Source organism: Catellatospora sichuanensis (assembly GCF_007483665.1).
In the GTDB taxonomy this organism is placed as follows: domain Bacteria; phylum Actinomycetota; class Actinomycetes; order Mycobacteriales; family Micromonosporaceae; genus Catellatospora; species Catellatospora sichuanensis.
On the sequence record NZ_VIQO01000012.1, the window covers coordinates 268,827 to 294,865 of the forward strand.

Annotated in this window: 22 protein-coding genes; 5 read left to right on the forward strand and 17 right to left on the reverse strand. The window is 70.0% G+C overall.

All coding sequences use genetic code 11. From position 1 onward, the window contains the following. Positions 1-117: 117 nt before the first annotated feature. From FLL47_RS24505 to FLL47_RS24545, 9 genes are all read right to left on the reverse strand, one after another. Complete coding sequence (locus FLL47_RS24505; RefSeq protein ID WP_222106181.1) at positions 118-822, reverse strand: helix-turn-helix transcriptional regulator; 705 nt, start codon at positions 820-822, stop codon at positions 118-120. Between the two features lie 693 nt (positions 823-1,515). Further along, entirely contained in the window at positions 1,516-2,688 is a 1,173-nt protein-coding gene (locus FLL47_RS24510; protein WP_144122902.1) for an acyl-CoA dehydrogenase family protein, read from the reverse strand. 50 nt (positions 2,689-2,738) lie between these two features. Continuing rightward, positions 2,739-3,779, reverse strand: a complete 1,041-nt coding sequence (locus tag FLL47_RS24515; RefSeq protein WP_144122903.1) for a YeiH family protein — start codon at positions 3,777-3,779, stop codon at positions 2,739-2,741. Between the two features lie 82 nt (positions 3,780-3,861). Continuing rightward, positions 3,862-5,421: a long-chain-fatty-acid--CoA ligase gene (locus FLL47_RS24520; protein WP_144122904.1), complete on the reverse strand. Its 1,560-nt coding sequence runs from the start codon at positions 5,419-5,421 to the stop codon at positions 3,862-3,864. Beyond that, positions 5,418-6,005 carry an RBBP9/YdeN family alpha/beta hydrolase gene (locus tag FLL47_RS24525; protein ID WP_144122905.1) on the reverse strand — a complete coding sequence of 196 codons (588 nt, stop codon included), beginning with the start codon at positions 6,003-6,005 and terminating at the stop codon, positions 5,418-5,420. Before FLL47_RS24525 ends, FLL47_RS24520 begins: the two co-directional genes overlap by 4 nt. Next, positions 6,002-7,333 carry an MFS transporter gene (locus FLL47_RS24530; RefSeq protein WP_144122906.1) on the reverse strand — a complete coding sequence of 444 codons (1,332 nt, stop codon included), beginning with the start codon at positions 7,331-7,333 and terminating at the stop codon, positions 6,002-6,004. Before FLL47_RS24530 ends, FLL47_RS24525 begins: the two co-directional genes overlap by 4 nt. Before the next feature lie 176 nt (positions 7,334-7,509). Continuing rightward, positions 7,510-8,562, reverse strand: a complete 1,053-nt coding sequence (locus tag FLL47_RS24535) for a beta-keto acid cleavage family enzyme (protein WP_144122907.1) — start codon at positions 8,560-8,562, stop codon at positions 7,510-7,512. A gap of 44 nt (positions 8,563-8,606) precedes the next feature. Continuing rightward, positions 8,607-9,524 (reverse strand): TauD/TfdA dioxygenase family protein, encoded by a 918-nt coding sequence (locus tag FLL47_RS24540; protein WP_144122908.1) that lies wholly within the window; start codon positions 9,522-9,524, stop codon positions 8,607-8,609. A gap of 70 nt (positions 9,525-9,594) precedes the next feature. Further along, on the reverse strand, positions 9,595-10,584 hold the full coding sequence (locus FLL47_RS24545) for a quinone oxidoreductase family protein (RefSeq protein WP_144122909.1): 990 nt from the start codon (positions 10,582-10,584) through the stop codon (positions 9,595-9,597). A gap of 132 nt (positions 10,585-10,716) precedes the next feature. Between FLL47_RS24545 and FLL47_RS24550 the strand changes: the two genes are divergently transcribed. Continuing rightward, on the forward strand, positions 10,717-11,766 hold the full coding sequence (locus FLL47_RS24550) for an AraC family transcriptional regulator (RefSeq protein ID WP_144122910.1): 1,050 nt from the start codon (positions 10,717-10,719) through the stop codon (positions 11,764-11,766). Between the two features lie 138 nt (positions 11,767-11,904). After that, positions 11,905-12,534 carry a P-loop nucleotide/nucleoside kinase family protein gene (locus FLL47_RS24555; RefSeq protein ID WP_144122911.1) on the forward strand — a complete coding sequence of 210 codons (630 nt, stop codon included), beginning with the start codon at positions 11,905-11,907 and terminating at the stop codon, positions 12,532-12,534. Between the two features lie 114 nt (positions 12,535-12,648). Here the strand turns inward: FLL47_RS24555 and FLL47_RS24560 are convergent, their stop codons facing one another. Together FLL47_RS24560 and FLL47_RS24565 are read right to left on the reverse strand one after the other, a co-directional pair. Further along, positions 12,649-13,500: an isocitrate lyase/PEP mutase family protein gene (locus FLL47_RS24560; RefSeq protein ID WP_246158532.1), complete on the reverse strand. Its 852-nt coding sequence runs from the start codon at positions 13,498-13,500 to the stop codon at positions 12,649-12,651. Beyond that, entirely contained in the window at positions 13,485-13,946 is a 462-nt protein-coding gene (locus FLL47_RS24565) for a carboxymuconolactone decarboxylase family protein (protein WP_144122912.1), read from the reverse strand. The genes FLL47_RS24560 and FLL47_RS24565 overlap by 16 nt, the downstream gene beginning before the upstream one ends. 46 nt (positions 13,947-13,992) lie before the next feature. Between FLL47_RS24565 and pdxR the strand changes: the two genes are divergently transcribed. Continuing rightward, positions 13,993-15,381: a MocR-like pyridoxine biosynthesis transcription factor PdxR gene (pdxR, locus tag FLL47_RS24570; protein ID WP_144122913.1), complete on the forward strand. Its 1,389-nt coding sequence runs from the start codon at positions 13,993-13,995 to the stop codon at positions 15,379-15,381. Between the two features lie 196 nt (positions 15,382-15,577). Then, complete coding sequence (locus FLL47_RS24575) at positions 15,578-17,512, forward strand: potassium transporter Kup (RefSeq protein WP_222106183.1); 1,935 nt, start codon at positions 15,578-15,580, stop codon at positions 17,510-17,512. 91 nt (positions 17,513-17,603) lie between these two features. Here the strand turns inward: FLL47_RS24575 and FLL47_RS24580 are convergent, their stop codons facing one another. After that, entirely contained in the window at positions 17,604-19,502 is a 1,899-nt protein-coding gene (locus tag FLL47_RS24580; RefSeq protein WP_144123015.1) for an adenylyl cyclase, read from the reverse strand. A 277-nt stretch (positions 19,503-19,779) separates the two neighbouring features. After that, a complete protein-coding gene (locus FLL47_RS24585) occupies positions 19,780-20,835 on the reverse strand; it encodes a saccharopine dehydrogenase family protein (RefSeq protein WP_144122915.1) in 1,056 nt (351 codons plus the stop codon). Between the two features lie 105 nt (positions 20,836-20,940). Between FLL47_RS24585 and FLL47_RS24590 the strand changes: the two genes are divergently transcribed. Continuing rightward, positions 20,941-21,897, forward strand: a complete 957-nt coding sequence (locus tag FLL47_RS24590; RefSeq protein ID WP_144122916.1) for a helix-turn-helix domain-containing protein — start codon at positions 20,941-20,943, stop codon at positions 21,895-21,897. Positions 21,898-21,955: 58 nt separating this feature from the next. On the opposite strand, the gene FLL47_RS24595 is transcribed toward FLL47_RS24590, so the two are convergent. The 4 genes from FLL47_RS24595 to FLL47_RS24610 all read right to left on the reverse strand — a co-directional run bounded on the left by FLL47_RS24595 (position 21,956) and on the right by FLL47_RS24610 (position 25,794). Beyond that, the gene (locus FLL47_RS24595; RefSeq protein ID WP_144122917.1) at positions 21,956-22,735 is read right to left on the reverse strand and encodes a hypothetical protein; all 780 of its coding nucleotides are present in this window, start codon (positions 22,733-22,735) and stop codon (positions 21,956-21,958) included. Positions 22,736-23,229: 494 nt separating this feature from the next. Further along, positions 23,230-24,069 carry an ABC-2 transporter permease gene (locus FLL47_RS24600; protein ID WP_144122918.1) on the reverse strand — a complete coding sequence of 280 codons (840 nt, stop codon included), beginning with the start codon at positions 24,067-24,069 and terminating at the stop codon, positions 23,230-23,232. Continuing rightward, entirely contained in the window at positions 24,066-24,980 is a 915-nt protein-coding gene (locus FLL47_RS24605) for an ABC transporter ATP-binding protein (protein ID WP_144122919.1), read from the reverse strand. The genes FLL47_RS24600 and FLL47_RS24605 overlap by 4 nt, the downstream gene beginning before the upstream one ends. 190 nt (positions 24,981-25,170) lie before the next feature. Continuing rightward, on the reverse strand, positions 25,171-25,794 hold the full coding sequence (locus FLL47_RS24610) for a DinB family protein (protein ID WP_144122920.1): 624 nt from the start codon (positions 25,792-25,794) through the stop codon (positions 25,171-25,173). Between the last annotated feature and the right edge of the window lie 245 nt (positions 25,795-26,039).

Genomic DNA, 26,039 nt, shown 5'->3' on the forward strand with positions numbered 1-26,039 from the left:
CTTCGCGGTGCCGGGGCGGTCTTCTTTGCCACGTTTTTACCGTTGCCAGGTCGGGACCGGATTGATGGCCGTCGGGGGCGAATCCGGTGCTGTGGACTGTGCGGGCGTGTCGGGTGGTCACGGGTGTGGTGCGGTGGTGTGGGCCAGCGACTCGACCGCGGGCGGTGGCGCTTGCCTGGGAGGGCTGGCCTCGGTTGTTGTGGACCGGCCGCCGCCGGGCCAGCCGTCCAGCGCCACCCGGGTCAGCTCGGCCTTGTTACCCACTCCGAGCTTGGCCCGGATCCGTTTGACGTACGTGTCGACCGTATGCGGGCTGATGCCCAGCCGCGTGGCGATCTGCCCGTGGGTCAGGCCCCGTGAAATCTGGCCCAGCACCTGAACCTCGCGCCCGGACAGCCGGCAGTTCAGCGAATCACTGCACCCGGCCGGTGCCGGCCGCCCAGTCCCGGCCGGCTCGGCGGCCATGTACAGCGATGTCGTCACGCCCTGAATGACGGCATGCAACGCCCCGACGATCCGCTCCGACGAGGCCCGCTTGGTAATGACCCCTGCGGCGCCGGCCCGCAGATACCGCGCCGCGTCAGGGACCGCCTGGTTGTCCAGCACCAGGACCGGCGTGGACCTGGCCGCCTCAGCAATGTGGATCAGATCGCCGGGCCCGGCCAGCACATCAACATCGATGAGCAATGCGTCGGCAAGCCACGACGGCTCCTCATCAGGCGAGGTTCTCGCGGCGACCACCCGGATACCGGCCCTGGTCAGCGTATCGACGAGCCCGACAAGGAAGATTGGTGAACTGACAAGGATATCGATCTGAATCACATTGACCACCGTACTCGTGCACTACCTGATCGGTCTCATCTCACTCGGCCGGGACTCCCTGTGCCGCCTGCGATCGCCGCCCGGCAACGATGCGTGGCCGCAAGGGCAAAAAGCCCGGCATGGCCGTAACGGAAGACTTCAGATCATCAATGACGGTAACAGCATCCAATTCCGGGCGGGGTCCCCGCTTTCAGGGACCATGCCCACAATGGACAGCCCGCCCCGCCCCAGACAAGGTGGCCCCAATCAGGGACGTGCCAGCCCCGGCGCAGCCACCGACGATCAGCGCACGTCCGCCTTCATCGCGCGACTCTCCGCCCGGTCGTTGGCAGAATCGTTCTGCGGCGCGCCAGGCGCATGACATGCGACCTATCGGGAACGACGGCAAGATGCCGACACACCACGCCTTCTCGCAATACTCCGCCCCCGAAGCGCTCACGATCACATGGATCAGGCCTTACAGCAGAAGCCCGCCCGGGCGAACCGGTACGGGCTTCTGACCTGCAAGAACTTTGTAGCGGGGACGCCAGAGATGATCGCAGGATCATTTAAGACAATATATTGACGAAGTCACATTTATTAGCTCACGGGCCAGCATTTGCCCAGAGTGCCGTTCGAAACAGGCCATGATCGACCGAATCCGTTCGAAAGATCAACTAACTCTAGATCATGGCGCCTACCTGCGACAACGGCTCAGATAGTACCCTTGAGCAGTTGCCTGGCCATGACGATCCGCTGCACTTGATTCGTGCCCTCGTAGATCTGCGTGATCTTCGCGTCGCGCATCATGCGCTCGGCCGGGAAGTCCTGGGTGTAGCCGAATCCGCCGAGGAGCTGGACCGCGTCGACGGTCACCTTCATGGCCACGTCCGAGGCATGGCACTTGGCGGCGGCCCCGAAGAACGACAGGTCGGGATCTTCGCGCTGCGATTTCGCGGCGGCGACGTACACCAGTTGCCGGGCCGTCTCGATCGCCATCGCCATGTCGGCGAGCATGAACTGCACCACCTGGAAGTCGGCCACCCGCTGGCCGAACTGCTGTCGTTGCTGGACGTACGCGAGCGCGCAGTCCAGCGCGCCCTGCGCGATGCCGACGGCCTGCGCGCCGACGGTGACCCGGGTGTGGTCGAGGGTCCGCAGGGCGATCTTCATGCCGTCGCCGGGCTTGCCGATGACCCGGTCGGCGGGCAGGCGCACGTCGTCGAAGCGAAGCTCGCGGGTCGGTGAGCCCTTGATCCCGAGCTTGCGCTCCTTGGCGCCGAAGGTGAAGCCGGGGTCGGACTTCTCCACGAGGAACGCGGTGACGTTGGCGCCCCGACGGCCGTCGGGGTCGGTCACGGCGAGCACGGTGTAGTAGTCGGAGACGCCGGCGTTGGTGATCCAGGATTTCTGGCCGTTGAGGATCCACTCGTCGCCGACGGCTCTGGCCCGGGTCCGCATCGACGCGATGTCGCTGCCCGCCTCGCGCTCGGACAGGCCGTAGGAGAAGGTGGTGCGGCCCTGGGCCAGCGGGGTCAGGTAGCGGTGTTTGAGGTCTGCGGAGCCGGCGAGGATGAGCGGCAGGCTGCCGAGCTCGTTGCAGGCGGGGATGAGCGAGGACGAGGCGCACACCCGGGCCACCTCTTCGATCACGATGCAGGTCGCCAGCGCGTCGGCGCCCACGCCGCCGTACTCCTCGGGCACGTGGGGGGCGTGGAAGTCGCCGGCCACCAGTGCGTCGTGTGCGGCCTGCGGGAACGACTCGGTCCGGTCCACCTCCGCGGCGTACGGGGCGATCTTGTCGACGGCGATGGCGCGTACCGCCTCCCGGACGGCCAGGTGGTCGTCGGAGAGCCGGAACAGGTCGAAGCGGGAGTGGGCTGTCACGGGAGTTCCTATCGGGGTGTGGTGCGAAATGAGCTGGGGGACCGGGCCGGTCAGGATCCCGGCACGAAGAGCAGGACTCCGGCGAGCGCGAGGACGGTGATGAACAGCGTCGAGACTGCCGCGACCACCAGCAGCGGGCCGCTCTTTCTGACCAGTGAGGTCAGGTGCACGCCGGCGCCCATGCCGAACAGGGCGGCGCCGAGGGCCGCGACCTGTACGGTGCCGATCCCTTCGAGCGCCCACGGCGGGATGGCGCCGGTGCCGCGCAGCGCGGCGCAGCCGAGGAAGCCGAGGACGAACAGCGGCACCAGCGGCGGCCGGGCGGTGCCGCCGGCGGCGGGCGTGGTGAGCCTGCGGATGACGCTGACGGTGGCGACGACGGGCGCGAGCAGCAGTACGCGGGTCAGCTTCACCACGATCGCGGTGGCGACGACGGCCGCGCCGGCGGGGCTGGCCGCGGCGACGACCTGGCCGACCTCGTGCACGCTGGCTCCGGTCCACACCCCGAACTGCGGGCCGCTGAGCCCGAGTGGACCGCTCAGCAGCGGGAACGCGATCAGGGCCACGGTGCCGAACAGGGTGACCATCGCGATGGAGGCGGTGACGTCCTCCTCGTCGGCGCCCGCGGTCTGCTCCATGGCGGCGATGGCCGATGCGCCGCAGATGGCGACGCCGGTGCCGAGCAGCAGGCTCCTGGCCGCGCCCACTCGCATCCGGTTGCCCAGCCAGGTGGTGAAGGCCAGGGTGCCCACGAGGATGGTGGCCACGATCGCGATCACGGGCGCGCCGAGGGCGGTGATGGCGGCGAACGACACCGAGATTCCCAGCAGCGCCACCCCCACCCGGAGCAGTTTTCTGGTCAGCAGACCGAGCATGGTCCGGCTGGGGCCGGGCAGCAGGTTGAGGTTGGCGGCGAGGACACCGAGGCCGACGGCCCAGGTCAGGACGCCGACCTGCGGGACGAGCCGGTGGCCGAGGGTGGCGCCGCCGAGCCCGGCCGCGACGGCGAGCAGCGCGGGTACGAGGGTCTGCGCGTGGGGTCGGCGTGGGGCCGGGACGGCGACGGCCGCGCGGGGTGCGGTCATCGTCATCGGCGCTGCCCGGCAGACGTCACCGCACCCCCGGTGCCCGGGCAGGTCCCCGGGCACCGGGTCGCGCGGACGGCCGTGGTGGTCACCGGCCGGCCAGTTCGCGCTTGAGGATCTTGCCGGTGGCGGTCATCGGCAGTGACTCGACGAACTCGACCACGCGCGGGTATTTGTACGCGGCCATGGTCTCCTGGCACCACGAGATGAGTTCCCGCTCGGTGAGCTGCGTGCCCTCGCTTCTGATCACGAAGGCTTTGACCTCTTCGCCGTGGCTGTCGTGCGGCACGCCGACGACCGCGGCGAGCGAGACCGCCGGGTGGGTCAGCAGGACCTCTTCGATCTCGCGCGGGTACACGTTGAAGCCACCCCGGATGATCATGTCCTTGGCCCGGTCGACGATGTAGTAGAAGCCGTCCTCGTCGCGGCGGGCCAGGTCGCCGGTACGGAACCAGCCGTCCCGCATCACCTCGGCCGTCGCCTCCGGCCTGTTGTGGTAGCCCTTCATGATGTTGTGGCCGCGGATCGCAATCTCGCCGACCTCGCCGACGGCCTCGATCGTCTTCCACTCGGGGTCGACCAGCTCGACCTCCACGCCCCAGATCGGCACGCCGATCGAGCCGGGACGCGGGTCGCGCTCGGGGTCGCTGAAGGTCGCCACCGGCGAGGTCTCCGACAGTCCGTACCCCTCGAGGATCTGGACGCCGAACGCCTCCTTGAACCGCTTGGTGATCTCCACCGGCAGCGACGCGCCACCGGAGACGGCCACCCGCAGGTTGCGGGCGATCTCCGCCACGTCCGCGCCCTCGGCCAGCGCGCCGAGCAGGCCCCAGTACATCGTCGGCACACCCGCAAAGAAGGTGATCTTCTCGGTGAGCAGCAGCTCGACCGTCGACTCCGGAACGAACCGGGGCATGAGCACGAGCGTGGAGCCGACCGCGAAACCGGCGTTGAGCTGCACCGTCGATCCGAACGAGTGGAACAGCGGCAGCGTGATCAGGTGCCGGTCGTGCAGCGTGGGCAGCGAACCGAACAGGCGGTTGCAGGTCAGCGCGTTGAACACCAGATTGGCGTGGGACAGTTCGGCGCCCTTGGGCTGCCCGGTCGTGCCGCTGGTGTACAGGATGACCGCGGTGTCGGTCTCGCCGGTGCGCGCGGTGTCGAACGCTGTCGGCAGTCCGGCCAGCGCCTGGCCGAGAGTCGGCACGCCGTCGATCGGGGACGCGGCGGCCGGGTCCGCGGTGACCACGAAGAAGTGCTCGCAATCCGGCGCCTGCCGGAAGCCGGCGTGCCCCTCGGCGCCCATCGCCAGCTCGGGTGTGCCCTCGAAGCAGAAGTACGCCTTCGCCTGGGCGTCGGCGAGATGGTAGGCGATCTCGCGCCCCTTGAGCAGCACGTTGAGCGGCACGACGGTGGCGCCGGCCTTGAGGATGCCGTAGTAGAGCACCGGGAAGTACGGCAGGTTGGGGCACGACAGTGCCACCTTGTCGCCGGGGCCGATGCCCCGGCCGGCCAGCAGGTTGGCCACCTGGTTCGCGGCGGCGTCGACCTGGGCGTAGGTGAGTCGGGTGGCGCCGAGCACCACGGCGTCGCGGCCGGGGTGGCGGCGGGCGCTGTCTTCCAGGAGCGTGGCCAGGTTCAGGGTCATCGGGGTGCCTCCATGGTGCTCAGTTGCGCGACCAGCGAGTCGGCTTCGGGCCATTCGCCGTGGCCGGAAGCGGGATTGAGGTGGCCGACCGCGCCGAGGTCGTGCCACCGGCTGCCCCAGGCGTCGGCCAGCGCCCGGACCCGGGCCGGGTCGCCCAGCGGGTCGTTGCTGCTCGCCGCGACGATGCTGGGAAAGCGCAGGGGCTGCAGCGGGATGGGCAGCCAGCCGTGTTCGGCCAGTTCGGACAGTGCGGGGTATTCCGCGGGCAGGGGTGCGCCCAGGTCCGGCGGGGTGGCCAGCAGCGCCGCCCGGACGCGCCGGGCCGAGCCGCGCCGGCGGGCCGCCCAGTGCACCGTGGTGAGCACGCCGGCGCTGTGCGCCACGATGACCACCGATCCCCGGGCGGTCTCGACGGTCTCCTGCAGCGCGTCGACCCGGTCGTCCAGGCTGGGGTTGTCGCGTCCCAGCGGCGGCACCGCCAGCACGTCCCGCCGCCGCGCGGCGAACCGGGTCTGCCAGTGCTCGTCGACGGGGCCCCGCAGCCCGGGCACGGTGACGATCACCGTGCCCGGGCTGCGGCTCATGCCGGGCCTCCCTGCTGCACGCCGGCGGCGGCGTCGAGCTTGCGGAGGCTGGACGGGTAGGCGCGGCGACCGGCCAGCAGCGCGACGATCGCGAGCACCGAGATCAGCGGGACGTAGCGCATGGCGGTCTCCAGGCCCAGCCGGTCGGCGAGCATGCCGGTCACGATCGGGCCGGCGGCGAGGCCGAGCAGGTTGTTGAAGAAGGTGTAGGTGCCGAACGCGGTGGCCCGGATCGACTCGTGCGTCAGCCGGGCGACCATCGCGCCGGTGGGACCGGTGGTGCCGGCGGCGAAGAAGCAGCCGACGGCGATCAGGATCAGTTGCAGCCCGCTGGGCTTCATCGCGAAGGCCGAGCCGAGCAGCACCAGGGTGAGGGCCGCGAAGACGATCGCGGTGGTCCACTTGTCGGCCGGGTTCCTGCGACCCATCCGGTCGGTGACCATGCCGCAGACGATCATGCCGGCGCCCATGACGAGGATGAGCAGTGCGGCGATGCCGGCCGCGCGCTGCGGCACCATGCCGTGGGCCCGGTTGAGGTAGCTGGGCAGCCACGCGAACAGCGAGCCGGCGATGAACAGCTGCAGGCCGCCGCCGAGATAGGCCAGGATGACCGCCGGGGTGGAGAACAGGGTGGACAGTCGGGCCCGCTGCTGGCCCGCGGCCAGCACGGGACCGGTGCCGGCCTCGTCGTCGACCTTGTGCCGGGCGAGCTTGCCCTCGTTGATGAGCACCAGGTACAGCGCCGCGAGCAGCAGCCCGATGACGCCCATGGCGCCGAACGCCCAGCGCCAGCCGAACTGTGCCGCGAACACGCCGCCCAGCGCGACGCCCAGGACCGAGCCGAACGAGCCGCCGGCCATGAACGCGCCGGTCAGTGACGCACGCCGGTGGGCGGCGAAGACGGCGAGCACGACGGCGAGGCCGACGCTGCCGTAGGCGGCCTCGCCGACGCCGATCAGGAACCGGGCGGCGAACAGCTGCCCGTAGTTGGCCGCCATTGCCGAACCGATGGTCGCCAGGCTCCAGACGACGCCCATGACGACGACGGCCCGGGCGCGTCCCCAGCGGTCGCCGAGCAGCGACAGCGGCACGGCGAGGATGCCGACGGTCAGCGCCACGATGCTGGTGAGGCTGCCCAACTGGGTGTCGGTGAGGGCCCATTCCGTCTTCAGGTAGGGGAACACCGCCGAAAGCACCTGCCGCGACATGTAGTCCGACAGCAGCAGGCCGAAGGTCAGTGCGAACACGACCCAAGGGAAGAGCCGCGAGGTGGTCCGGGTGGATACGGCCTGGTCGGCCGCGGTACCCTCGCCAGTGGTCAGTGTCATCGTGCTCCAAAGAGAGTCGAACCGCCGGCGCGGGTGAAGGCGCGCCGCCGGTGAACTGATGTGATGGACGTGGGGGTGCGGCGTGCCGCACCCCCACGCGCTTTCCGGGTCCGGCCGGGGCACGGAGGTTGCCGCCGGGCGGATCCGGAGCACAGCGGCGCCGGTGGCGCGGGCGGTCAGGCGTGGAAAGTGAAGCCCACCTGGCCGGGCTTGCGGTTGGGCGGGTAGCCGAGCTTGGCGAGGGTCTCGTCGGCGCTGTCGTAGTACTCGCCGATGCGGTAGATGTCGCGGGCTTCCTTGCCGTCGGCGACCTTGCGGCCGAGCTCGTCGGCGATCCGTACGAGCTGCTCGACCTGCTGGACGGAGGTCATCTTCTCGCCCTTGCGGCCCCAGATGGTGTCCTCGTTGCCGCAGCGCGAGTGCAGACCCATCGCGATCGCCATCGTGTTGATGGGCAGCACGCTGCGCATCAACGTCTCCAGCGTCAGGATGGCCCCGTCGGGCACCCGGCGGATGAACTCCATCATGTTGTACGGGTTGGGCCCGTCGAAGCCGCCGCCGATGGCCACCCAGGTCACGTTGAGCGGTCCGGCGTAAACGCCGCGACGGATCAGCCGCTCCACGGTCTCCAACTGCGCGACGTTGGCGAGCTGGAAGTGCGGCTGGATCCCGTTGGCCCGCAGGCGCCTGAGGTGCTCCTGCACCCAGGCCGGGTCGGCCGGAACGTACATGTTGCGGTAGGCCTCGTACACCGCGGGCCGCTGGATCGAGGTGCCGGCGATGTCGTCCTCGGTCATCAGCTCGACGATGTTCATCTGGTTGGTGTTGATGGCGATGGTGACCTGGTCCGGCGCCGGGTCGAGCTCGGCGAGCAGGTGCCGGGCGTCGTCGCTGAGCCACTTGGCGTCGCCGCCCTCGCCCTCGGGGGCGAACGAGATCGAGCCGCCGACCTGCAGGATCATGTCGGGCACGGCCTCGCGGAGCCGTCCGAGCAGCTCGTTGAACTGCGACAGCCGTTTGGAGCCCTTGCCGTCGAGTTCACGGACGTGGATGTGCAGCACGGTCGCGCCGGCGTTGTAGCAGTCGACGGCGGCCTGGACGTGCTCGTCCATGGTCACCGGCAGGTCCTCGGCGAAGTCCGCCGGCTCCCACTCGGGTCCGTACGGCGCCGCGGTGATGACGAGCTTGTCCTGGTTCTCCGGGAACAGGGCGTCGTCGAGGAAATGCATGGGGGTCTCCTGTCGGGGTGGGACGGGACGAGGGGTGTCGCCGGTCAGAAGGTCTGCTCGCCGATGACCCCGGCGCGCTCCATCTTTCGGACGGCGGGCCAGTAGTCCTGCACGGCGTAGTGCTGCGTGGAGCGGTTGTCCCAGATCGCGAAGCTGTTCGGCGTCCAGCGCCAGCGCACCTGGTATTCCGGCACGGCCGCCTGCCGGATCAGGTAGTTGAGCAGCTCGCCGCCGCCCGGGGCGTAGTCGAATCCGAACCGGACGTTGGCGGGGGTGTGGAAGTTCGTGAAGTGCGTGGTGAACGCGTTGACGAACAGGACCTTCTCGCCGGTCTCCGGGTGGGTGCGCACGACCGGGTGCTCCGCGTCCGGGAAGCGTTCGTGCAGCGCCAGCCGCTGCTCGAGTGGCATGTTCGCGCCGAAGCTGGCCTCGATGCTGTGCCGGGCCCGCAGGCCGTCGATGCGTGCCTTGACGTCCTGCGGCAGCCTGCGGTACGCCTCGGCCATGTTCACCCAGATGGTGTCGCCGCCGACCGGAGGTGTCTCGACGCACCGCAGCACGCAGCCCATCGGCGGCGCCTGGCGCCAGGTCGCGTCGCAGTGGTAGGCGTTCTCGTAGTGCTCGGCCGGGCTGTCGAGGTCCTTGTAGATGCGGACGAGACCGGGGTGGTCGGGATCGCTGCCCGCGACCGGGTGGTCCTCCAGGCGGCCGAACCGTTCGGCCAGGGCCACGTGCTCGGCGCGGGTGATGTCCTGGTCGCGGACGAACAGCACCTTGTGGCGCAGCAGCAGTGACTTGAGCTCGGCGAACAGGTCGTCGTCGGTGGCGGCCGCGGCGAGGCTGACGTTGCGCAGCTCGGCGCCGATGTGCACGGTCAGCGGGTGCACCTCGATCGGGCCGGTGTCCCGACGGGCGGCGGCCGCCGCCGGTGGCCCCGCCGCGTCGTCGATGGTGGATTGCATGGCGTCTCCCTACTGTCTGTTGGCACTGCGGGGGTCGGGCGGATGGGGCGCTGCTCCTGGCCGGAAGGGGTCAGTTCGCAGCGGACTCCAGGCAGAAGACCGAGGAGCCGATGCTGATGCCGGCTTCCAGCTCCCGGTGGGCGTACACGGCGTCCTCCAGCGCGTACCGCTGGTTGATCTCGATCTTGATTCGGCCGGAGCCGACGTGGTCGAACAGCTCACCGGCCAGCGCGGCCCGCTCGCCGGGGTCGGCGATGTAGTCGGCGAGCGCGGGCCGGGTGACGAACACCGAGCCCTTGACCGCCAGCTGCATGGCGTCGATCGGCGGCACCGGGCCGGACGCTGTCCCGAAGCAGACGAGCAGGCCGCGCCGCTTCAGGGAGTCCAGGGACTGGTGGAAGGTGGCGGCGCCGATGCTGTCGTAGACGACCGGCACACCGGCCCCGTCGGTAAGCTCCCGGACCCGGGCGGCCACGTTCTCCCGGGTGTAGACGATGGTGTGCGCGCAGCCGTGCCGCCGGGCGACCTCGGCCTTGGCGTCGGTGGAGACCGTGCCGATCACGTTGATGCCGAGCAGCCGGGCCCACTGGGTGAAGATCAGGCCTACTCCCCCGGCCGCGGCGTGCAGCAGGACGGTGTCACCCGGGTGCAGCGTGGCGATGCGCCGCAGCAGATATGCCGAGGTAAGTCCCCGCATGGTCATGGCGGCGGCGGTCTCGAACGCGATCCCGTCCGGCAGCTTGATCAGCGGCGCGGCGGGCATCACCCGCGCCGTGCTGTACGCGCCCAGCGGGCTGCCGGTGTAGGTGACCCGGTCGCCCTCGGCGAATCCGGTCACGCCCGGCCCGACCGCCTCGACGACACCGGCCGCCTCGACGCCCATGCCGGCCGGCAGTGCCGCCGGGTAGAGGCCGCTGCGGAAGTAGGTGTCGGCGAAGTTCAGGCCGACGGCCAGGTGCCGGACCCGGACCTCGCCCGGGCCGGGAGCGCCGACCTCGACCGCCTCCCACTCCATCACCTCGGGGCCGCCGGTCCGGTGGAAACGGATCGCCTTCGTCACGCTGAACTCCTCCGTGCCTCGGGCCTGAGGCCCTGGCCTGCTGCGATGGTGCAACAGTAGGCGTGACGCCGGACACATGCTTTACTTGCTGGGACAGAATCCTTATCTTGACGGGACATTCGGGAGGGGAGAATGGGAGCTTCGCTCCGATATGCGACGCTCAGCGGTTACCTGGAGCTCACCCACTCCCTCGGGCTGGACCCCGGGGAGCTGATGGACGCCGTCGGCCTCGACCCGGCCGACCTGGCGACTCCCGACAAATGGGTCTCCGCGGCCCGGGTCGCCCGCCTGCTCGAACTGTCCGCCCGGGCGGCCGGGCTCGACGACTTCGGCCTGCGCCTGGCCGAATACCGCCGCCCGTCCACGCTCGGGCCGCTCAGCCTGGTGCTGCGCGACGAACCGAACCTGCGCAGCGCCATGGACCTGCTGATGCGCTACGAGCACAGCTACAACGAGGCGCTGCGCATCCGCCTGTCGGAGGTCAACGGCCTGGCCACCGTGCGCATGTGGTTCGAGCTGGGCGAACCGGCGCCGTCACGGCAGGCCGAGGAACTGGCCGTCGCCGCCCTGCACGCCATCATCCGGGAGTTTCTCGGCCCGGGCTGGCAGCCCCTGTCGGTGTGCTTCTCCCACGCCGCCCCCGCCCGCCTGGACAACCACACCCGGCTGCTGGGAGCCAGGATCCAGTTCGGACACGGCTTCACCGGCCTGATCATGTACGCCAAGGACCTCGACGCGCCGAACGCGCAGTCCGACCCCACCACCCGGGCCCGCACCGACGAAACCTTGCGCTCGCTGGCCGCGCCCAAGGGCGCCACCGCCGACCGGGTCCGCGAACTGGTGGAGGTGCTGCTGCCGACCGGACGTTGCGCCGCCGACGAGGTCGCTCGCGCGATGGGCGTCGACCGGCGGACGCTGCACCGCCACCTGGCCGACGCCCATGAGTCCTTCAGCTCCATCGTGGACGCCACCCGCGCCGGCTTGGCGGAGCGTTACCTGTCCAACAACCGCTACCGGCTTACCGAGATCTCCGAACTGCTCGGATTCGCCGCCCCCAGCGGGTTCTCCAGGTGGTTCCGCAACCGGTTCGGCGACAGCCCCAGCCAGTGGCGCAGCCGCCGAACTCAACTACCGGACGCCTGGCCTGCCGCCGACGACACCCACCCGCTCGCCCCCGCGTGAGAGGTGGGCCGGAGCCGCCGGGTCGGCGGCTACGGCCGGGGTTTCCTTGCTCCGCGGGGTGGTGGCGGGGATCGGCGGCGGCAAGGGCGCAAGCAACCAGGGGCACCTTGAGGTCGTGCGGTCGAGGAGAATCACGCGATGCACTTCTGCCAGCGTTGTGAACCAGCGGTCACTCTCGAACCGGCCGCGGATGTCGCGGTCTGCTCGCGCTGCGGCTGGACCGAACCTGCCCGCCGCGAACCGCTGTACGTCGTCACCGGAGCATCCGGCTCCGGAAAATCGGCGATCTTCGCACCGTTGGCCGCCGCGTTGCCCGAATGCGTGGTCTTCGACGTGGATTGGCTCATCGACCCGATGAAGACCGATGGATCGGTCGACTGGGACGCTTTCCGCGATGCCTGGCTGAGTGTCGCGCACGGGATCGCGCAGGGACGCCGCAGCACGGTCCTGCTGGGGCCGCTGATGCCGGAGCATCTGGTGGACCTGCCGTCGCGGCGCTGGATCGGGCCGGTTCACTTCGCCGTCCTGGATTGCACGGATGAGCAGCGCCGCGCCCGGCTTCAGGCCAGGCCGTCATGGCGAGAGCATGCCGTCGACGAGCACCTGGCCTTTGCCGCGCACCTGCGCCGCACCATCGGCACCGTCCTGCGCACCGGAACGGATACGCCAGATCAGACCGCTCGACAGGTGGCCGCCTGGGTGAGAAGAAGCGCAGCTGCCCGCGACGATCACGCAACGCCTCATTCGGCCTACGCGAACCGGCCCTGAACCGGGTGTGCCGACGGCGGCGAGGGCGGCATGCGGGCGTCTGGCGGGGCGCAGGCCCGCAGCACACGCGGCGGGGTGGGCCGGAGCCGCCCATGACGGCGGCTCCGGTGGGATTCAGCGTGTAGCGGCGGGTTGGTGGCCGGGACCGGCGGCGGCGACGTCGGCGACGAGCCCGGCGAGGTGGGCCCGGCTGGCCTGGTAGAGGTGCGCGCCCAGGCTGATGCGCGCCACGCCGAGTTCGGCGAGCCGGGTCACGGCCGCGCCGCCGGCGGCGAGGATGTTGACCGCGATGCCGGTGGCCACGAGCCGGGCGATGCCCGTTTCGTCGGACAGCAGGATCGGGTACACGCAGTCCGCGCCGGCCGCCTGGTAGAGGTGGGCCCGCCGGACGGTCTCGTCGAGCCGCCCGCCGGGTTCGCCGGACGGCGGCCGGAGATGGGTGTCGATGCGCGCGTTGACGACCAGGTCGACACCGCACGCATGGGCGGCGTCGCGTACCCCGGCGAGCAGGTCCGCCTGCTGTCCGGCGTCGACTAGGCGGCCGGTGCGCGGATCGGAGTCCTCCAGGTTGCAGCCGGCGGCACCGGCCGCCGCGAGCCGTTCGACCAGCTCGACGGGCGTCATCCCGTACCCGCGTTCCAGGTCGGCGGTGACCGGCACGTCCACGGCCGCGGCGATGCGGGCGATCATGTCCAGCATCTCCCCGACCGGGGTGGCCTCGCCGTCGGTGTAGCCGAGGCTGTCGGCGATCGCCGCGCTGCTGGTGGCGACCGCTGGCAGTCCGGCTTCGGCGACCAGGCGGGCGCCCCGGCAGTCCCAGACGTTGGGCAGCAGCAGCGGCGCACCGGGCCGGTGCAGGCTGCGCAGGAGCCCGGCCCGGTGCGTGACGGCCGCCGCCTGGTCCGCGGTCGGGCGGGGTTCGGCCCCCGGAGACCAGCTGCTGGGCGGGGTCACTTCAGGGTCCACGGCCGGGCGGTCGCGCCCAGGCGGCTCCAGGCGTTGATGACCGTGACCGTCCAGATGAGTTCGGCGAGCTCGGCCTCGGTGAAGTGCTCGGCCGCGCGGGCGAGCGTCTCGTCGCCGACCGGTGCTTCGCTGAGCCGGGTCATCGCCTCGGCGAGTTCCAGGGCCGCCCGCTCACGGCCGGTGAAGAACGGGGCCTCGCGCCACGCCGGCAGCGCGAACACCCGGCGCGGGTCGTCGCCGCCGGTGACGGCGTCGCCGCTGTGCATGTCCACGCAGAACGCGCAGCCGTTGATCTGGGACACCCGGGTGCGGACCAGTTCGAGCAGTCCGGCATCCAACACGGTGATGCGGGAGGCGGCGTCCAGGGCATTCATGGCCTTGTTGATGTGCGGAGCGAGCTTGTCGACCGCGACACGGACCGGGATGTCGTTCACCACGATGTTCATGAGGCAACGCTATGGCGCAAATGGCTCCCTACTAAGGTCCATTGGTGTGACCGATAGTTGGGCCAATTCCGGTGTCGATCTGCATCTGGACCTCGACACCGCCGGGGGGCGTCGGGCCGGGCTGGAGCAGGCACTACGGGAGGCGATCCGGTCCGGACGCCTGGCCCCCGATACCAGGCTGCCCTCCACCCGGGCCCTGGCCACGGAGCTGAACCTGGCCCGCAATACGGTCGCCGCCGCGTACGAGCAGCTCACCGCCGAGGGCTATCTCCACGCCCGTACCGGGTCCGGAACCACGGTGGCCGGGGTGCCCGGACGCCGCGCCGGCACCACCCCGCCGGCACCCGTCCCCGGCCCTCGCTTCGACCTGCGTCCCGGCAGCCCCGACGTAAGCACCTTCCCGGTCGACGCATGGGTGCGTGCCACCCGCCGGGCGCTGGCCCGCGCACCCGTGTCGAGCTACGACTACGGCGACCCGAGGGGCCGGACCGAGCTGCGCACGGCGCTGGCCGGATACCTGGGCCGCGCCCGCGGCGTACCCGCCGACCCGGCGCACATCGTCGTCTGCTCCGGTTACGTCCAGGCCCTGTCCCTGCTCGCCGGGGTCCTGCAGGGACCGATCGCGATGGAGGACCCCGGGCTCGCCTTCCACCGCGACGTCGTGCGCCACACCGGCTGCGAGGTGCTCGCACTTCCCGTCGACGAGCAGGGCGCTTGCACCGATCAGCTGGGCGGCGGCCCGCTGGCGCAGGCGCGGGCGGCCGTGCTGACCCCGGCTCACCAGTACCCGACCGGCGTGACGCTGCACCCCGCACGGCGCCGCGCGGCGGTCGCGTGGGCCCGGTCGCACCGGGGACTGGTGATCGAGGACGACTACGACGGCGAGTTCCGCTACGACCGGCAACCCGTAGGCGCGCTGCAGGGCATGGCGCCCGAGCACGTCGCCTACGTCGGCACCGCCGCGAAGACGCTCGGTCCGGCGCTGCGGCTGGCCTGGATGGTCCTGCCCGAACGTCTCGTCGAGCCCGTCGCCCACGCCAAGCGCCTCACCGACCTGCACACCGAGACCATCGGGCAGCTCAGCCTCGCCGAGCTGATCACCAGCCACGCCTACGACCGGCACATCCGCGCCTGCCGGCTGCACTATCGACGCCGTCGCGACCTGCTCATCGAACGCCTCGGCCGCCGCCATCAACTGCACGGCATCGCAGCCGGCATGCACGCCCTCATCCCCCTACCCGCCGAGGGTCCCGACGAGGACGTCATCATCGAACGCGCTGCCGCCCGCGGCCTGGCGCTCAGCGGGCTCCGCCCACACCTGCACACCCCCGGCCGGGCCACGGCCACGGGTTTGATCGTCGGCTACGCCGCTCCCGGCCAGGCCGCCTACCCCGCCGCCCTCGACCTGCTCGCGCGCACCCTACGGGGCCGGTAGCGGGGTGAACCGCCGCGCACCACAGCACGGGTACAGCGAGTTGTGCGTCAAGGCCGGGCACGCGGGGCCGCTGATGGAACCGGCAGTGTTCGTGCCCGCACCACGCCGCCGCTCATCGTGAAGGCGCCGGGCGCAGGACGGTATCGTCCCGCAGTAAGCCGATCATCTGGCACCGAGCGCCCGAGGAGGCCCTGCCGTGACGAGCCGCGAGGAAGAGACCGGGCACGGCCCGGGCGCACGGGACGTGGTGCGGCTCGCCGTCGTCGTAGGCGCACTGGGCGTGGTCTTCGGCGACATCGGCACCAGCCCGATCTACACCATGCAGACGGTGTTCAACCCCGCTGACCCGCACCCCGTCCCGGTCAGCGTCGACAACGTGTTCGGCGTCGTGTCCCTGATCTTCTGGTCCGTGATGATCATCGTGACGGTCACCTACATCCTGCTGGCGATGCGCGCCGACAACCAGGGCGAGGGCGGCATCATGGCGCTGATCACGCTGCTGCGCCGGTGGAGTTCGCGCGGGGGCCGCCGAGCCGCGGCCGTGCTCGCGGCGCTGGGCATCTTCGGCGCCGCACTGTTCTTCGGCGACAGCATGATCACCCCGGCGATCTCGGTACTGTCGGCAGTGGAAGGGCTCAAGATCGTCAATCCGGACCTCGAAGCGGCGATCATCCCGATCACGGTCATCATCATCGTCGCGCTGTTCGCCGTGCAGCGCCGGGGCACCGCCGCCGTCGGCCGCGTCTTCGGCCCGGTGATGATCGCCTGGTTCCTCGTCGTCGCCGTGTGCGGGATCGGCGGCATCACCCGCCACCCCGACATCCTCAAGGCACTGTCGCCGACCTACGCCCTGGACTTCCTGATCGGCCACTTCGGCATCGCGTTCTTCGCTCTCGCCGCGATCGTGCTCGCGGTCACCGGCGCCGAAGCGCTCTACGCCGACATGGGCCACTTCGGCCGCCGCGCGATCACCCGCGGCTGGCTGGCACTGGTACTGCCGGCGTGCGTGCTCAGCTATCTCGGCCAGGGCGCCCTGATCCTGGCCGACCCCGCCAACATCGGCAGCCCGTTCTTCCTGCTCGCACCCGGCTGGGCGCGGCTGCCGATGGTCATCCTGGCCACGGCCGCGACCGTCATCGCCTCCCAGGCCGTGATCACCGGCGCGTACTCGGTCGCCTCACAGGCGGCCCAACTGGGTTACCTGCCCCGGCTGCGGATCGCGCACACCTCCGAGGCGACCATGGGCCAGATCTACGTGCCGTGGATCAACTGGCTGCTGATGGTCTCGGTGCTCACCCTCGTGTTCGCGTTCCAGACCTCGGCGGCACTGGCGTACGCGTTCGGCATGGCCGTGACCGGCACCATCACCATCACGACCCTGCTGTTCTTCTACGTCGCCCGTCTGAAGTGGGGCACGCCCCGCTGGCTGCTCGGCATAGGCGCGTTCCTGCTGCTGGGCGTCGACCTGCTGTTCGTCGCCGCCAACCTGACCAAACTTGCCCACGGCGCCTGGCTGCCGCTGCTCATCGGCCTCACCGCGTTCACGATCATGACCACGTGGCAGCGCGGACGCGAGATCGTCACCGCCGAGCGTGCGCACAGCGAAGGAACGCTGCCCGAGTTCGTCGAGCAGCTGCGCGCGGCCGGCGCGTCGACCGCGACGGTGCCCGGCACCGCGGTCTTCCTCAACCGCGGCAAGCAGACCGCGCCGCTGGCGCTGCGCGCCAACCTCGAACACAACCACGTCCGGCACGAGCACGTCGTCATCATGTCGCTCGAGACCGACACCGTCCCCCGCGTGCCGGCCGAGGAACGGGTCACCGTCGACGACCTCGGTTACGCCGACGACGGGATCACCCACGTGACCGCACGGTTCGGATACATGGACACGCCCGACGTGCCCGCCGCGCTCAGCACGCTGGACCCCGCAACGACCGAGGGGCAGCTGCAGCTCGACGACGCGTCCTACTTCCTGTCGAAGATCGAGCTGCGGCGCGGCACGTCACCGACCATGGCGTCATGGCGTAAGCGGCTGTTCATCGCAACCTCGTACATCACCGCCGACGCGGCCGCGCACTTCGGCCTGCCCCGCGACCGCACCGTCATCATGGGCTCGCACATCGACGTGTGACACCGGTCGTCGCTGCAGATCACGCACCCGAACACGAGTGTGGCCGGCCGGGGATGTCGCCCGGCCGGCCACACGTTATGCCGTACTCGTCCTACGGAGCCGGGTACTGCGTGACGAACACCGGCCCGCCGATGCGGGTCGTGTCAGCCGGATCGCCGAGCCCGTTGACCACGTGGTCGATCGTGCCCGCGCTCAGGTTGACCGTCATGATGTGGTGCAGCTGCACACCCGGCCGGTTCGGCACCTCGAAACCGTTCTCGGTGTGGATGGACGGGTTGTTCTGGTTGAACACGTACACGCCGCCGCCGTAGAGGGTGTGCGTGCGCACGTGATCGCCGACCTTGTAACCCGCATAGCCTTCGACGTCGCCGTTCATCCAGTCGGCCTGCGTCGGCGGGTCGTAGGGCAGCTCGTTCTGGTACAGGATCGTGCGCCCGCGCTCGCCGTTCCAGACGGTGTTGTACTTCTGGAAGTGCTCGACGAACAGGCCGTTGGCGTTGACGTTGTCACCGTTGATGACCGCGCCGTACCGGCCGGTGTTGGTATTCCACCGCTCGGTGTCGGTGAAGCCCTCCACGCCGTGGTCGCCGCGCCACACCCAGGTGTGGTCGATGAGCACGTTGTCGCTGTTGACCTGCAGCGCGGTGTCGGTCTTGCCGATGTGCGGGCCGCCGACGCGGAAGTACACGTCCGACAGCGTGGTCGGGTTGTTCGGGTTGGACCAGCGCAGCAGGTTGTGCTTGCGGCCGACGCGCAGCAGCACCGGGGACTCCTTCAACCCCGCGTCGACGGTGACGCCGGCGATGATGACGCCCGGCACGTCGGCGATGTCGAGCGGCACGGCGCCGTTGACGGCCGTCAGCGTCGCCTGGCCCAGGCCCAGCACCACGGTGTCGGGCCGCCAGACCTCGATGCTGCGGGCGATGTCGTACACACCGGGGGTGAGCAGCAGGTTCTTGCCGAGCGCGAGCGCCAGGTTGATCTTCGCGACGGAGTCGCCGGGCTTGGCGACGTAGAAGTCGCTGAGCGGCACGGTGCGGCCCGGGGTCAGGCCGTCGGCCCACGAGATGCCGCTGGTGTCGAACCGTGCCGAGGGCACGCGGACCTGGTACTTGCCCTGCGCGTCCACGAACAGGTACGGCTTCTCCCGGCTGACCGGGGTGGTGTCCAGCGTGGTGTAGGGCGGGTTCGGGAACGCCTCGTCGCTGGGGGCGCCGACGACGCCGGAGAAGACCTGGTTCCACACGGCGTTGGACCAGCTGTCGACCTGGCTGTTGCGGATCAGCCACTGCTGCTGCGAGCCGTTGACGACGGTCGGCAGCTTCGAGTCGGCGATGAAGCCGCCGCTGGCGTACTGCGGGCCCGCGGTGCAGTAGTCCATCAGCGACAGGTTGGCACCGGTGACGTTCATGCGCCGCAGCGAGACCGCCTGCGACACGGCCCAGAAGTTCGCCGAGGAGCGGCACCCGTCCTGACCGGCGGAGTTGACGTTCAGGGTCAGGTTGGACAGGGTGCGCCAGAAGTTGACCAGAGCGAGGCAGTTGCCGGTGCCGCCGTCGGCCAGGCAGCGGTTGTAGACCTCGACCTTGCCGTTGATCACGACGTCGGTCGGCGACGCGCCGAGGCCGGCGATCTCGGTGTAGTAACCCACCTTCACCTGGAGGGGCTGCTCCGCGGTGCCGTAGGTGCCCGGCTTGAACAGGAACGCGTACCGGTTGGGCGCCATCTCGTTGTCGACCTGTGCCGTGTGCACCGCGTCCAGGGTGGCCTGGATCTGGCTGACGGGCATGCTCGGGTCGAAGACGGTGACGTTCGCGCCGAAGTTCGGCGCGGCGGCCGACGGCGGGGTCGCGGCGGCGGCCGGGCCGGTGGTGCCGGCGACGACGATCGCGGCGGCAAGCGCCGTCTTCAAGCCGAGCGCCACCTTCCGGCGTACGGCGCGGCGGCCCGGGGACGGTGCCGCTACGGCACTGCCGGGACTCTTGCTCATCATGGGGTGCAGGTCCTCTCTGCTGGACGGCTCGGCACGGTGACAGCGCTCTCGCCCATGCGAGTTGGGCGTGACATGGAATTTCGATGTCGGAGAGAGCGCTCTCCCGGGCCAATCCTCTGGAGCGTAGCGGAGCGGACTCATTCTGGAAATCTCCGTTGTGGACGCTGCGACATCGATCCCGGTTTGCCGGAACAGCTGCCTTCCTCGCATCTCGCCCCACTTGGCACCGACCATCCCTCCCGATGAGATGGCCGATGGTGATCTCGCTGAGCGATCAGGCGAACTGCGCAGACGCCTCGTGCGCTTCGACCGAGAGGTACCCGGACAGCGCACGGAGGAAGTCCGGCGCGTCGAACATCTCGCCGGCGGACGCGACTCCGCTCGCCCGCATCCGACCGTCGAGAATGCGGCGCACCGCTTCGACCGCCAACGGCGCGCTGACGGCGTAGATGTCCTGGCCGCTGGCGACGACGCGGCGTTGCGTGTCGCCGGAGCGCACGATGACATCGACGGTGAACGTCTGCGCGGACCGGCCGAGCTCGTCGACCGCAGCCGGTGCGGGCGTGTCCGCGGCGGCCAGGTCCCGGGCCGCTTCGATGGCCATGTAGGTGCGCACCTCGGGAATGGACAGATGACTGGGCACGGTGACGACGTCGGCCATCGTGAACTCGCCCAGGACGGGCCGGGTGCCCATCGGAGCCGGGAAGTCCCAATCCAGCGTCGGCAGGGCCCGCTCGTCGACGAAATACTCCAGCCGGCCACCGGTGTAGCGGACACGTCGGCCGTCGCGGCGTTCCCGGGAGACCGTGCCGGAGACCCGGGTCCCGGCCGTGGGGTGCCAGCTGTTCAGCCCGTACGCGACGTGCGCCTCGTCGGCCGCCGTCCAATCACCCATCGCCGTCGTGACCAGCAGGTCGCCGAGCCCGCCGAAGAACGCCATCGCCGGGACCACCGCGACACCCGCGGCCTTGGCCCGGTCGGCGAACTGCGTGAACGTGTCGACGTTGGCCTCGATCTCGGCCGCCACGTCCACGTACGGGATCCCGCTGCGCAAGGCGGCCTCGATCACCGGGCCCGCGGTCGAGGCGAACGGGCCGGCACAGTTGACGACCGCCGCCGCACCCTGCAACGCCCGGTCGAGCGAGGCCGGATCGTCCACGGACGCCACCCGGTAGGCGAGCCCCGGATGCGACGCGGCCAGCGCCTGGAGCCTGCCCGCGTCACGACCGAGAAGCAACGGGACGAAGCCGCGATCGCGCAACTCCGCCACCACGAACCGGCCTGTGTGCCCGTATGCGCCGAACACCGCCACGGTCTGCTTCGCATTCATCTGCCTTGCCTCCGATGTCCCTCAAAGATCAACTGAAGACATCCTCTCAGCGGCGACCCGTCCCCAGCGAGTGTCTGGAACGCCAGGCCCCATACACTTTCGGACATGGCCACCATCGCGCTCGCCGCCACCGAAGGCATGCTGCACTTCGAGGTCGCGATGGCCTGCGAGGTCTTCGTCCGCGACCCCTCCGGCCTGGCTGACCCGTGGTACGACCTCGTCGTCTGCGGCCCGGGGCCGGTCGGCATCGGCAGATTCCGCATGGAACCCGACGACGGTCTGGACCGGCTCGCCCGCGCCGACACCGTGATCATCCCCGCCGTCGAAGACATCGACGCGGATCTGCCACCCGACCTGATCGACGCAGTCCGCGCAGCACATGAGGCAGGCGCCCGGATGGTCTCGCTGTGCACCGGCGCGTTCGTGCTGGCCGCCGCCGGGGTCCTCGACGGGCTGCGCGCCACCACGCACTGGGCCCACACCGAGGCGCTGGCCACCCGCTACCCCCGAGTGACCGTGGACCCCGACGTGCTCTACGTCGACAACGGCAACGTGCTCGCCTCCGCCGGCAAAGCCGCCGCGATCGACCTGTGCCTGCACCTCATCCGCCGCGACCACGGCTCGACGGTCGCCAACGCCGTCGCCCGCCGCCTGGTCGTGCCACCGCATCGCGCCGGCGGCCAGGCCCAGTTCGTCACCACCCCGGTGCCCGCCCGCGACGACCACCCCATCGCCAACCTGTTCGGCTGGGCGCTGGAACGGCTCGATCGTCCGCTGACCGTAGAGGACCTGGCCCGCCAGACGAACATGAGCTCGCGCAACCTGGCCCGCCACTTCAAGTCGGCGACCGGCACCACCCCGCTGCAGTGGCTGTCGACGCAGCGCATCCGCCGAGCCCAGGAGCTGCTGGAGAACACCGACAGCAGCATCGACGTGATCGCGGAGGCGGCCGGCATGGGTACCGCCACGACGCTGCGCCGACACTTCAACCGCACCGTCGGGGTGCCTCCGGACGCCTATCGCCGCACCTTCCGCAGCACCGGGCACGCATCAGAATCGTGAGCACCATCCTGTCGGCGGCCACAGTCACCCGGCCGCCCGACGACGTCCCGCCGCGGCCCTACCGGTGATCATTCTCTGTGGATACGCCCTGCTGGACGACGGAGGTCACCTGCGCCTCGGCCGGCAGCTCCCGCTGACCGTCGGTGGCGAGTGAAGCCTGGCGGGACGGATCCGGACGTCGGCGCCGGCATTGGAGCATCCTCTCGTGCACGTCCCCGAGCGCGTCGACCACCTGGATTCTCATATCCAGGTGGTCGAGGCGCTCGAGCCCTCTCGCTCCGAAAGAGACCAGCTCGATGCCGTCACTCGGCCGTGCTGTCAATGGGATCACCGCGCCCTTGCCCAGCTCGAGTACATGGATGTCCTGGCCCATGCGCAGGCCGATCCCCTTCAGCGCTGCGATCGTGGCGTACCAGTCAAGCCATGGGCTGAGCCGAGGATTTGGCTCGTCCGGTCGCGGTGATTCCTGCAATCGGTATTCGACCCGCTTCACGACCGCCCGGCCGCCACCTGCATTACACAGGCGAACCGTTTGCGGCGAATCGACGATGTAGTCGCTGTTCCCTCGATGCGCTGCCCAGCTAAGCAGCGGTAGCGTCGACAGGGCGTACTGATTGCGAGTGACGAGGATGCCGGTGAGCAGCGCCGCGAGAGTCGCGCAGGTGGCCGGGTCCAGGATCGTCAGTCGCCACGGCCACTGGGTCCGCTGGGGCGCGTCGAGATTGGCGCGCAGGACCTCCCAGGTAAGATCCATGACGAAGAAGGCCAGCAGGAGCCGCAGGGCGTGCACGGAATTCCTGTCACGAGATATACGACGCTGGTCCCAGTGATCGGTCATGGGTTCTCCCGACTCGGTCGCCCGTGAGTGTCACGCTAGCAACGACACGCAACGACAACCGTCAGTATCGCAGGCCCCCGACTGTGCGTTGAAGTGCAGTGACGGCCTGCCCCCGCAGTGACCGGGGGCTCCATGGCGGACAGGTTGAAAGCATGTCCACCGCATAAATGGACGAGAGGCGACAAATATCGAATGGCAGCAGACCCTGACCCCGAGCACCGCCCGCGACCTGTGGTCGACGTTCCCCAACATCGCCGAACTCGCCCCACCCGACCGCGAACAGTTCCTGACCAGGCTGGTCGCGCTCATCGACGACCAGGGCGGACAGGTCGACGACCCGCGCCTGACGGTCGTCTACACCGCCGCCCGCACCGCGGCTTGAGTGCCGCGCCGCCGCTGACGGTCGCGCCGCCGCTCACGTCACGGAATCCCGGCTTCGGCCCCGCCGGGCCCGGGACCCGCTCCCACGATGGGAGCGGGCCCCGGGCGCACGTTCAGGACACGTCGCGGGAGCGGGTGAGCAGGGTGCCGACGAGGCCGGTGACCACCGCCCAGCCGACCAGCACCAGCGCGCCCACCCAGTAGTCCGGCTGGCCCGGCAGGCTCGTGCCGCTGGTCATGAGGCTCGACGCCAGGGACGGCATCGCCCACTGGACGTTGGCGAGCCATTCCCAGTTCAGCCAGGCCGTCAGCACGTTCACGATGATCGACACAGCGGCCGTGCCGACCGTGTAGACGACCATCGCGGTGATGGTGGCGCCGATCTGGCTGCGGATGAGCACGCCGATGCCGATGCCGATCAGCGCCCACAGCGCGTACGCCAGGCCGTTGAGCAGGACGGCCCGGATGACCTCCCCGTCGCCCAGGGCCGGGGTGATGCCCTCGGCGTCGAGGAAGATCGCGGTCGCCGGCACGGTCACCGCCGTGGTCACCAGCCACAGCACGATGCCGAACACGCCGCCGGCCACCGCCTTGGCCACGATCACCGAGGTCCGGTGCGGGGTCGCCAGGAACGTCGTCGTGGCGGTCTGGTGGTGGAACTCGTTCGTCACGGTGATGATGCCCAGGAGCATGACGAACATCAGCCCGAAGTACTGCCCCGACGTCACCATGTACGAGGTCAGCGCCACGGGCTCGGCCAGCGCCGACAGCACCGCCGCCTGCTCGGGGTCCATGTTCTGTCCCGCCTCGACGGGCGGCTGCAGGACACCGAAGTGCATGTTCAACGCGTTGATCGCGAACGCCACCACGAGCAGGCCCACCGCGCCGAGCGCGAACAGCCACCACACGTTGGTCGTACGGATCTTCAGGAATTCGCTGCGGACGAGCCTCACCGGATCGCCTCCTTGCCCGCTGTGAGGTCGAGGAAGACGCGCTCCAGGTCGGGGCGTTCGGTGACCAGTCCGTGGATGGCGACCCCGGCGCGCAGTGCGGCGTCGCCGACCTGCTCGGCAGTGACGCCGGTCAGCACCAGCGCGCCGTCGTCGCGGCTGCTGGCAACGCCGGCCAGCGCCTCGAGCAGAGTGTCGGGGTGGGGGGTGCGTACGCGTACCGTGCCCGCACTGCCCGCGTTCCCGATCACGTCGGCGACCGCGCCCTGCGCCACCAGCCGGCCCGCGGCGATGATGACGACGTCGTCGGCGAGCAGTTCCATCTCCGACAGCAGGTGGCTGGAGACCAGGATGGTGCGGCCTTCGCCGGCGAGTTTCTGCAGCAGGTCGCGCATCCAGCGGATGCCTTCGGGGTCCAGGCCGTTGGCCGGCTCGTCGAGGATCAGCACGCGCGGGTCGCCGAGCATGGCGGCGGCGATGCCGAGCCGCTGCCGCATACCCAGCGAGTAGCCCTTGAACTTGCGTTTGGCCGCGGGGGTCAGCCCGACCAGCTCCATCGCCTCGTCGGCGCGGGAGGCCGGCAGCCCGGCTGCGGCGCAGATGACTCGCAGGTGGTTGCGACCGGTGCGGCCCTTGTGCGCGCTCGACGCCTCCAGGACGGCACCGACCGCTCGCAGTGGCTCGGCTAGGTCTGCGTAGCGGGAGCCGCCGATCGTCGCGGTGCCCGCGGTGGGCGACACCAGATTCAGGATCATTCGTAGAGTGGTGGTCTTACCTGCGCCGTTCGGTCCGAGGAAGCCGGTCACACGCCCCGGCTTGATGGCAAACGAGAGGCCGTCGACGGCTTTGACCTGTTTGTAATGTTTGGTCAGGCCGGACACGACGATCTCACCATCGGTGATCACATTGCCCATCCGGACAGTGTGCGTGGTCGTGGCAAGTCCGGCCATCGCGATTTCCGTCACCATGGCGCCAGTCGCCGTCATGGCCCGCCGCGGACTTCGGTTTCCGGGTCGATGGGAGTTTTGACCGCACTTCCGGCCGCCGTCGCGGGTTGGTCGGGGTTCGTGGCCTTCGAAGAACGCCTCGTGCCCGCCGAGCTGATCACGGCATAGTCCCGACTGCGCCGTGTGGGGCAGATAGGCCGGCACGGCCCGCGCCGCCTGCCGCTGCCTGAGCAGCCTGCTCGATCTTCGCGCGGTATGTCGCGCGGGCCGCCGTGTCGATCTCTTCCTCGTACTCGGCCCTCAGCCCGGTCCGGCCGTCGAGCTGCTCACGCAGGATGTCAGCGTGGCCGGCATGGCGGGTGGTCTCCTGCAGGATGTGGATCATGATGTTGAAGAGATTGACGTCGGGACGCGACCACCAAGGCACGTGGCCAGGCGCGTCGATGGCAAGCTCTCCGATCGTCGCGTCCGCATGCTTGCAGGCACGCTGGTAGAAGTCGATGATCTGTTCGCGTGTCTCGTCCGGGGTCGCCCACAGGTCACTGCCGTCCGCGTCCTGCCATCGCCCCAGCGGCTCCGGGGACGGGCGGCCGAAGACCTCACCGAAATACCAGGCCTCGCAGGTCGCCACATGCTTCACCAGGCCGAGGAGATTGGTTCCCGTCGCCGTCAGGGGACGCCGGATGTCGTACTCGGACAGGCCGTCGAGCTTCCAGACCAGCGTCTCACGGATCGTCTTGAGGCGGCTGTGCAGGAAGTCCTTCGCGAAACCATCGATCATGGCGACGAGCTTGCCACGCGGCAACAACAGGAGCCACTCCGGAGTTCACCGAACTGTGGCGTCGAAACTCGTGGACATGAAATCCAGCGACGATCTTGTGGTGCCGAATCCGGCGGTTACAGCCGCGCGCTGGTTGGAGCGGTCCGCGGCGGTCGGAGCATTGGACCCGCCGACGCATGCCGCGGACGAGTTCGCTGTCACGACTCCACCCTCGGCGGTGGACACTCCCCCGCCAGGACGACGAC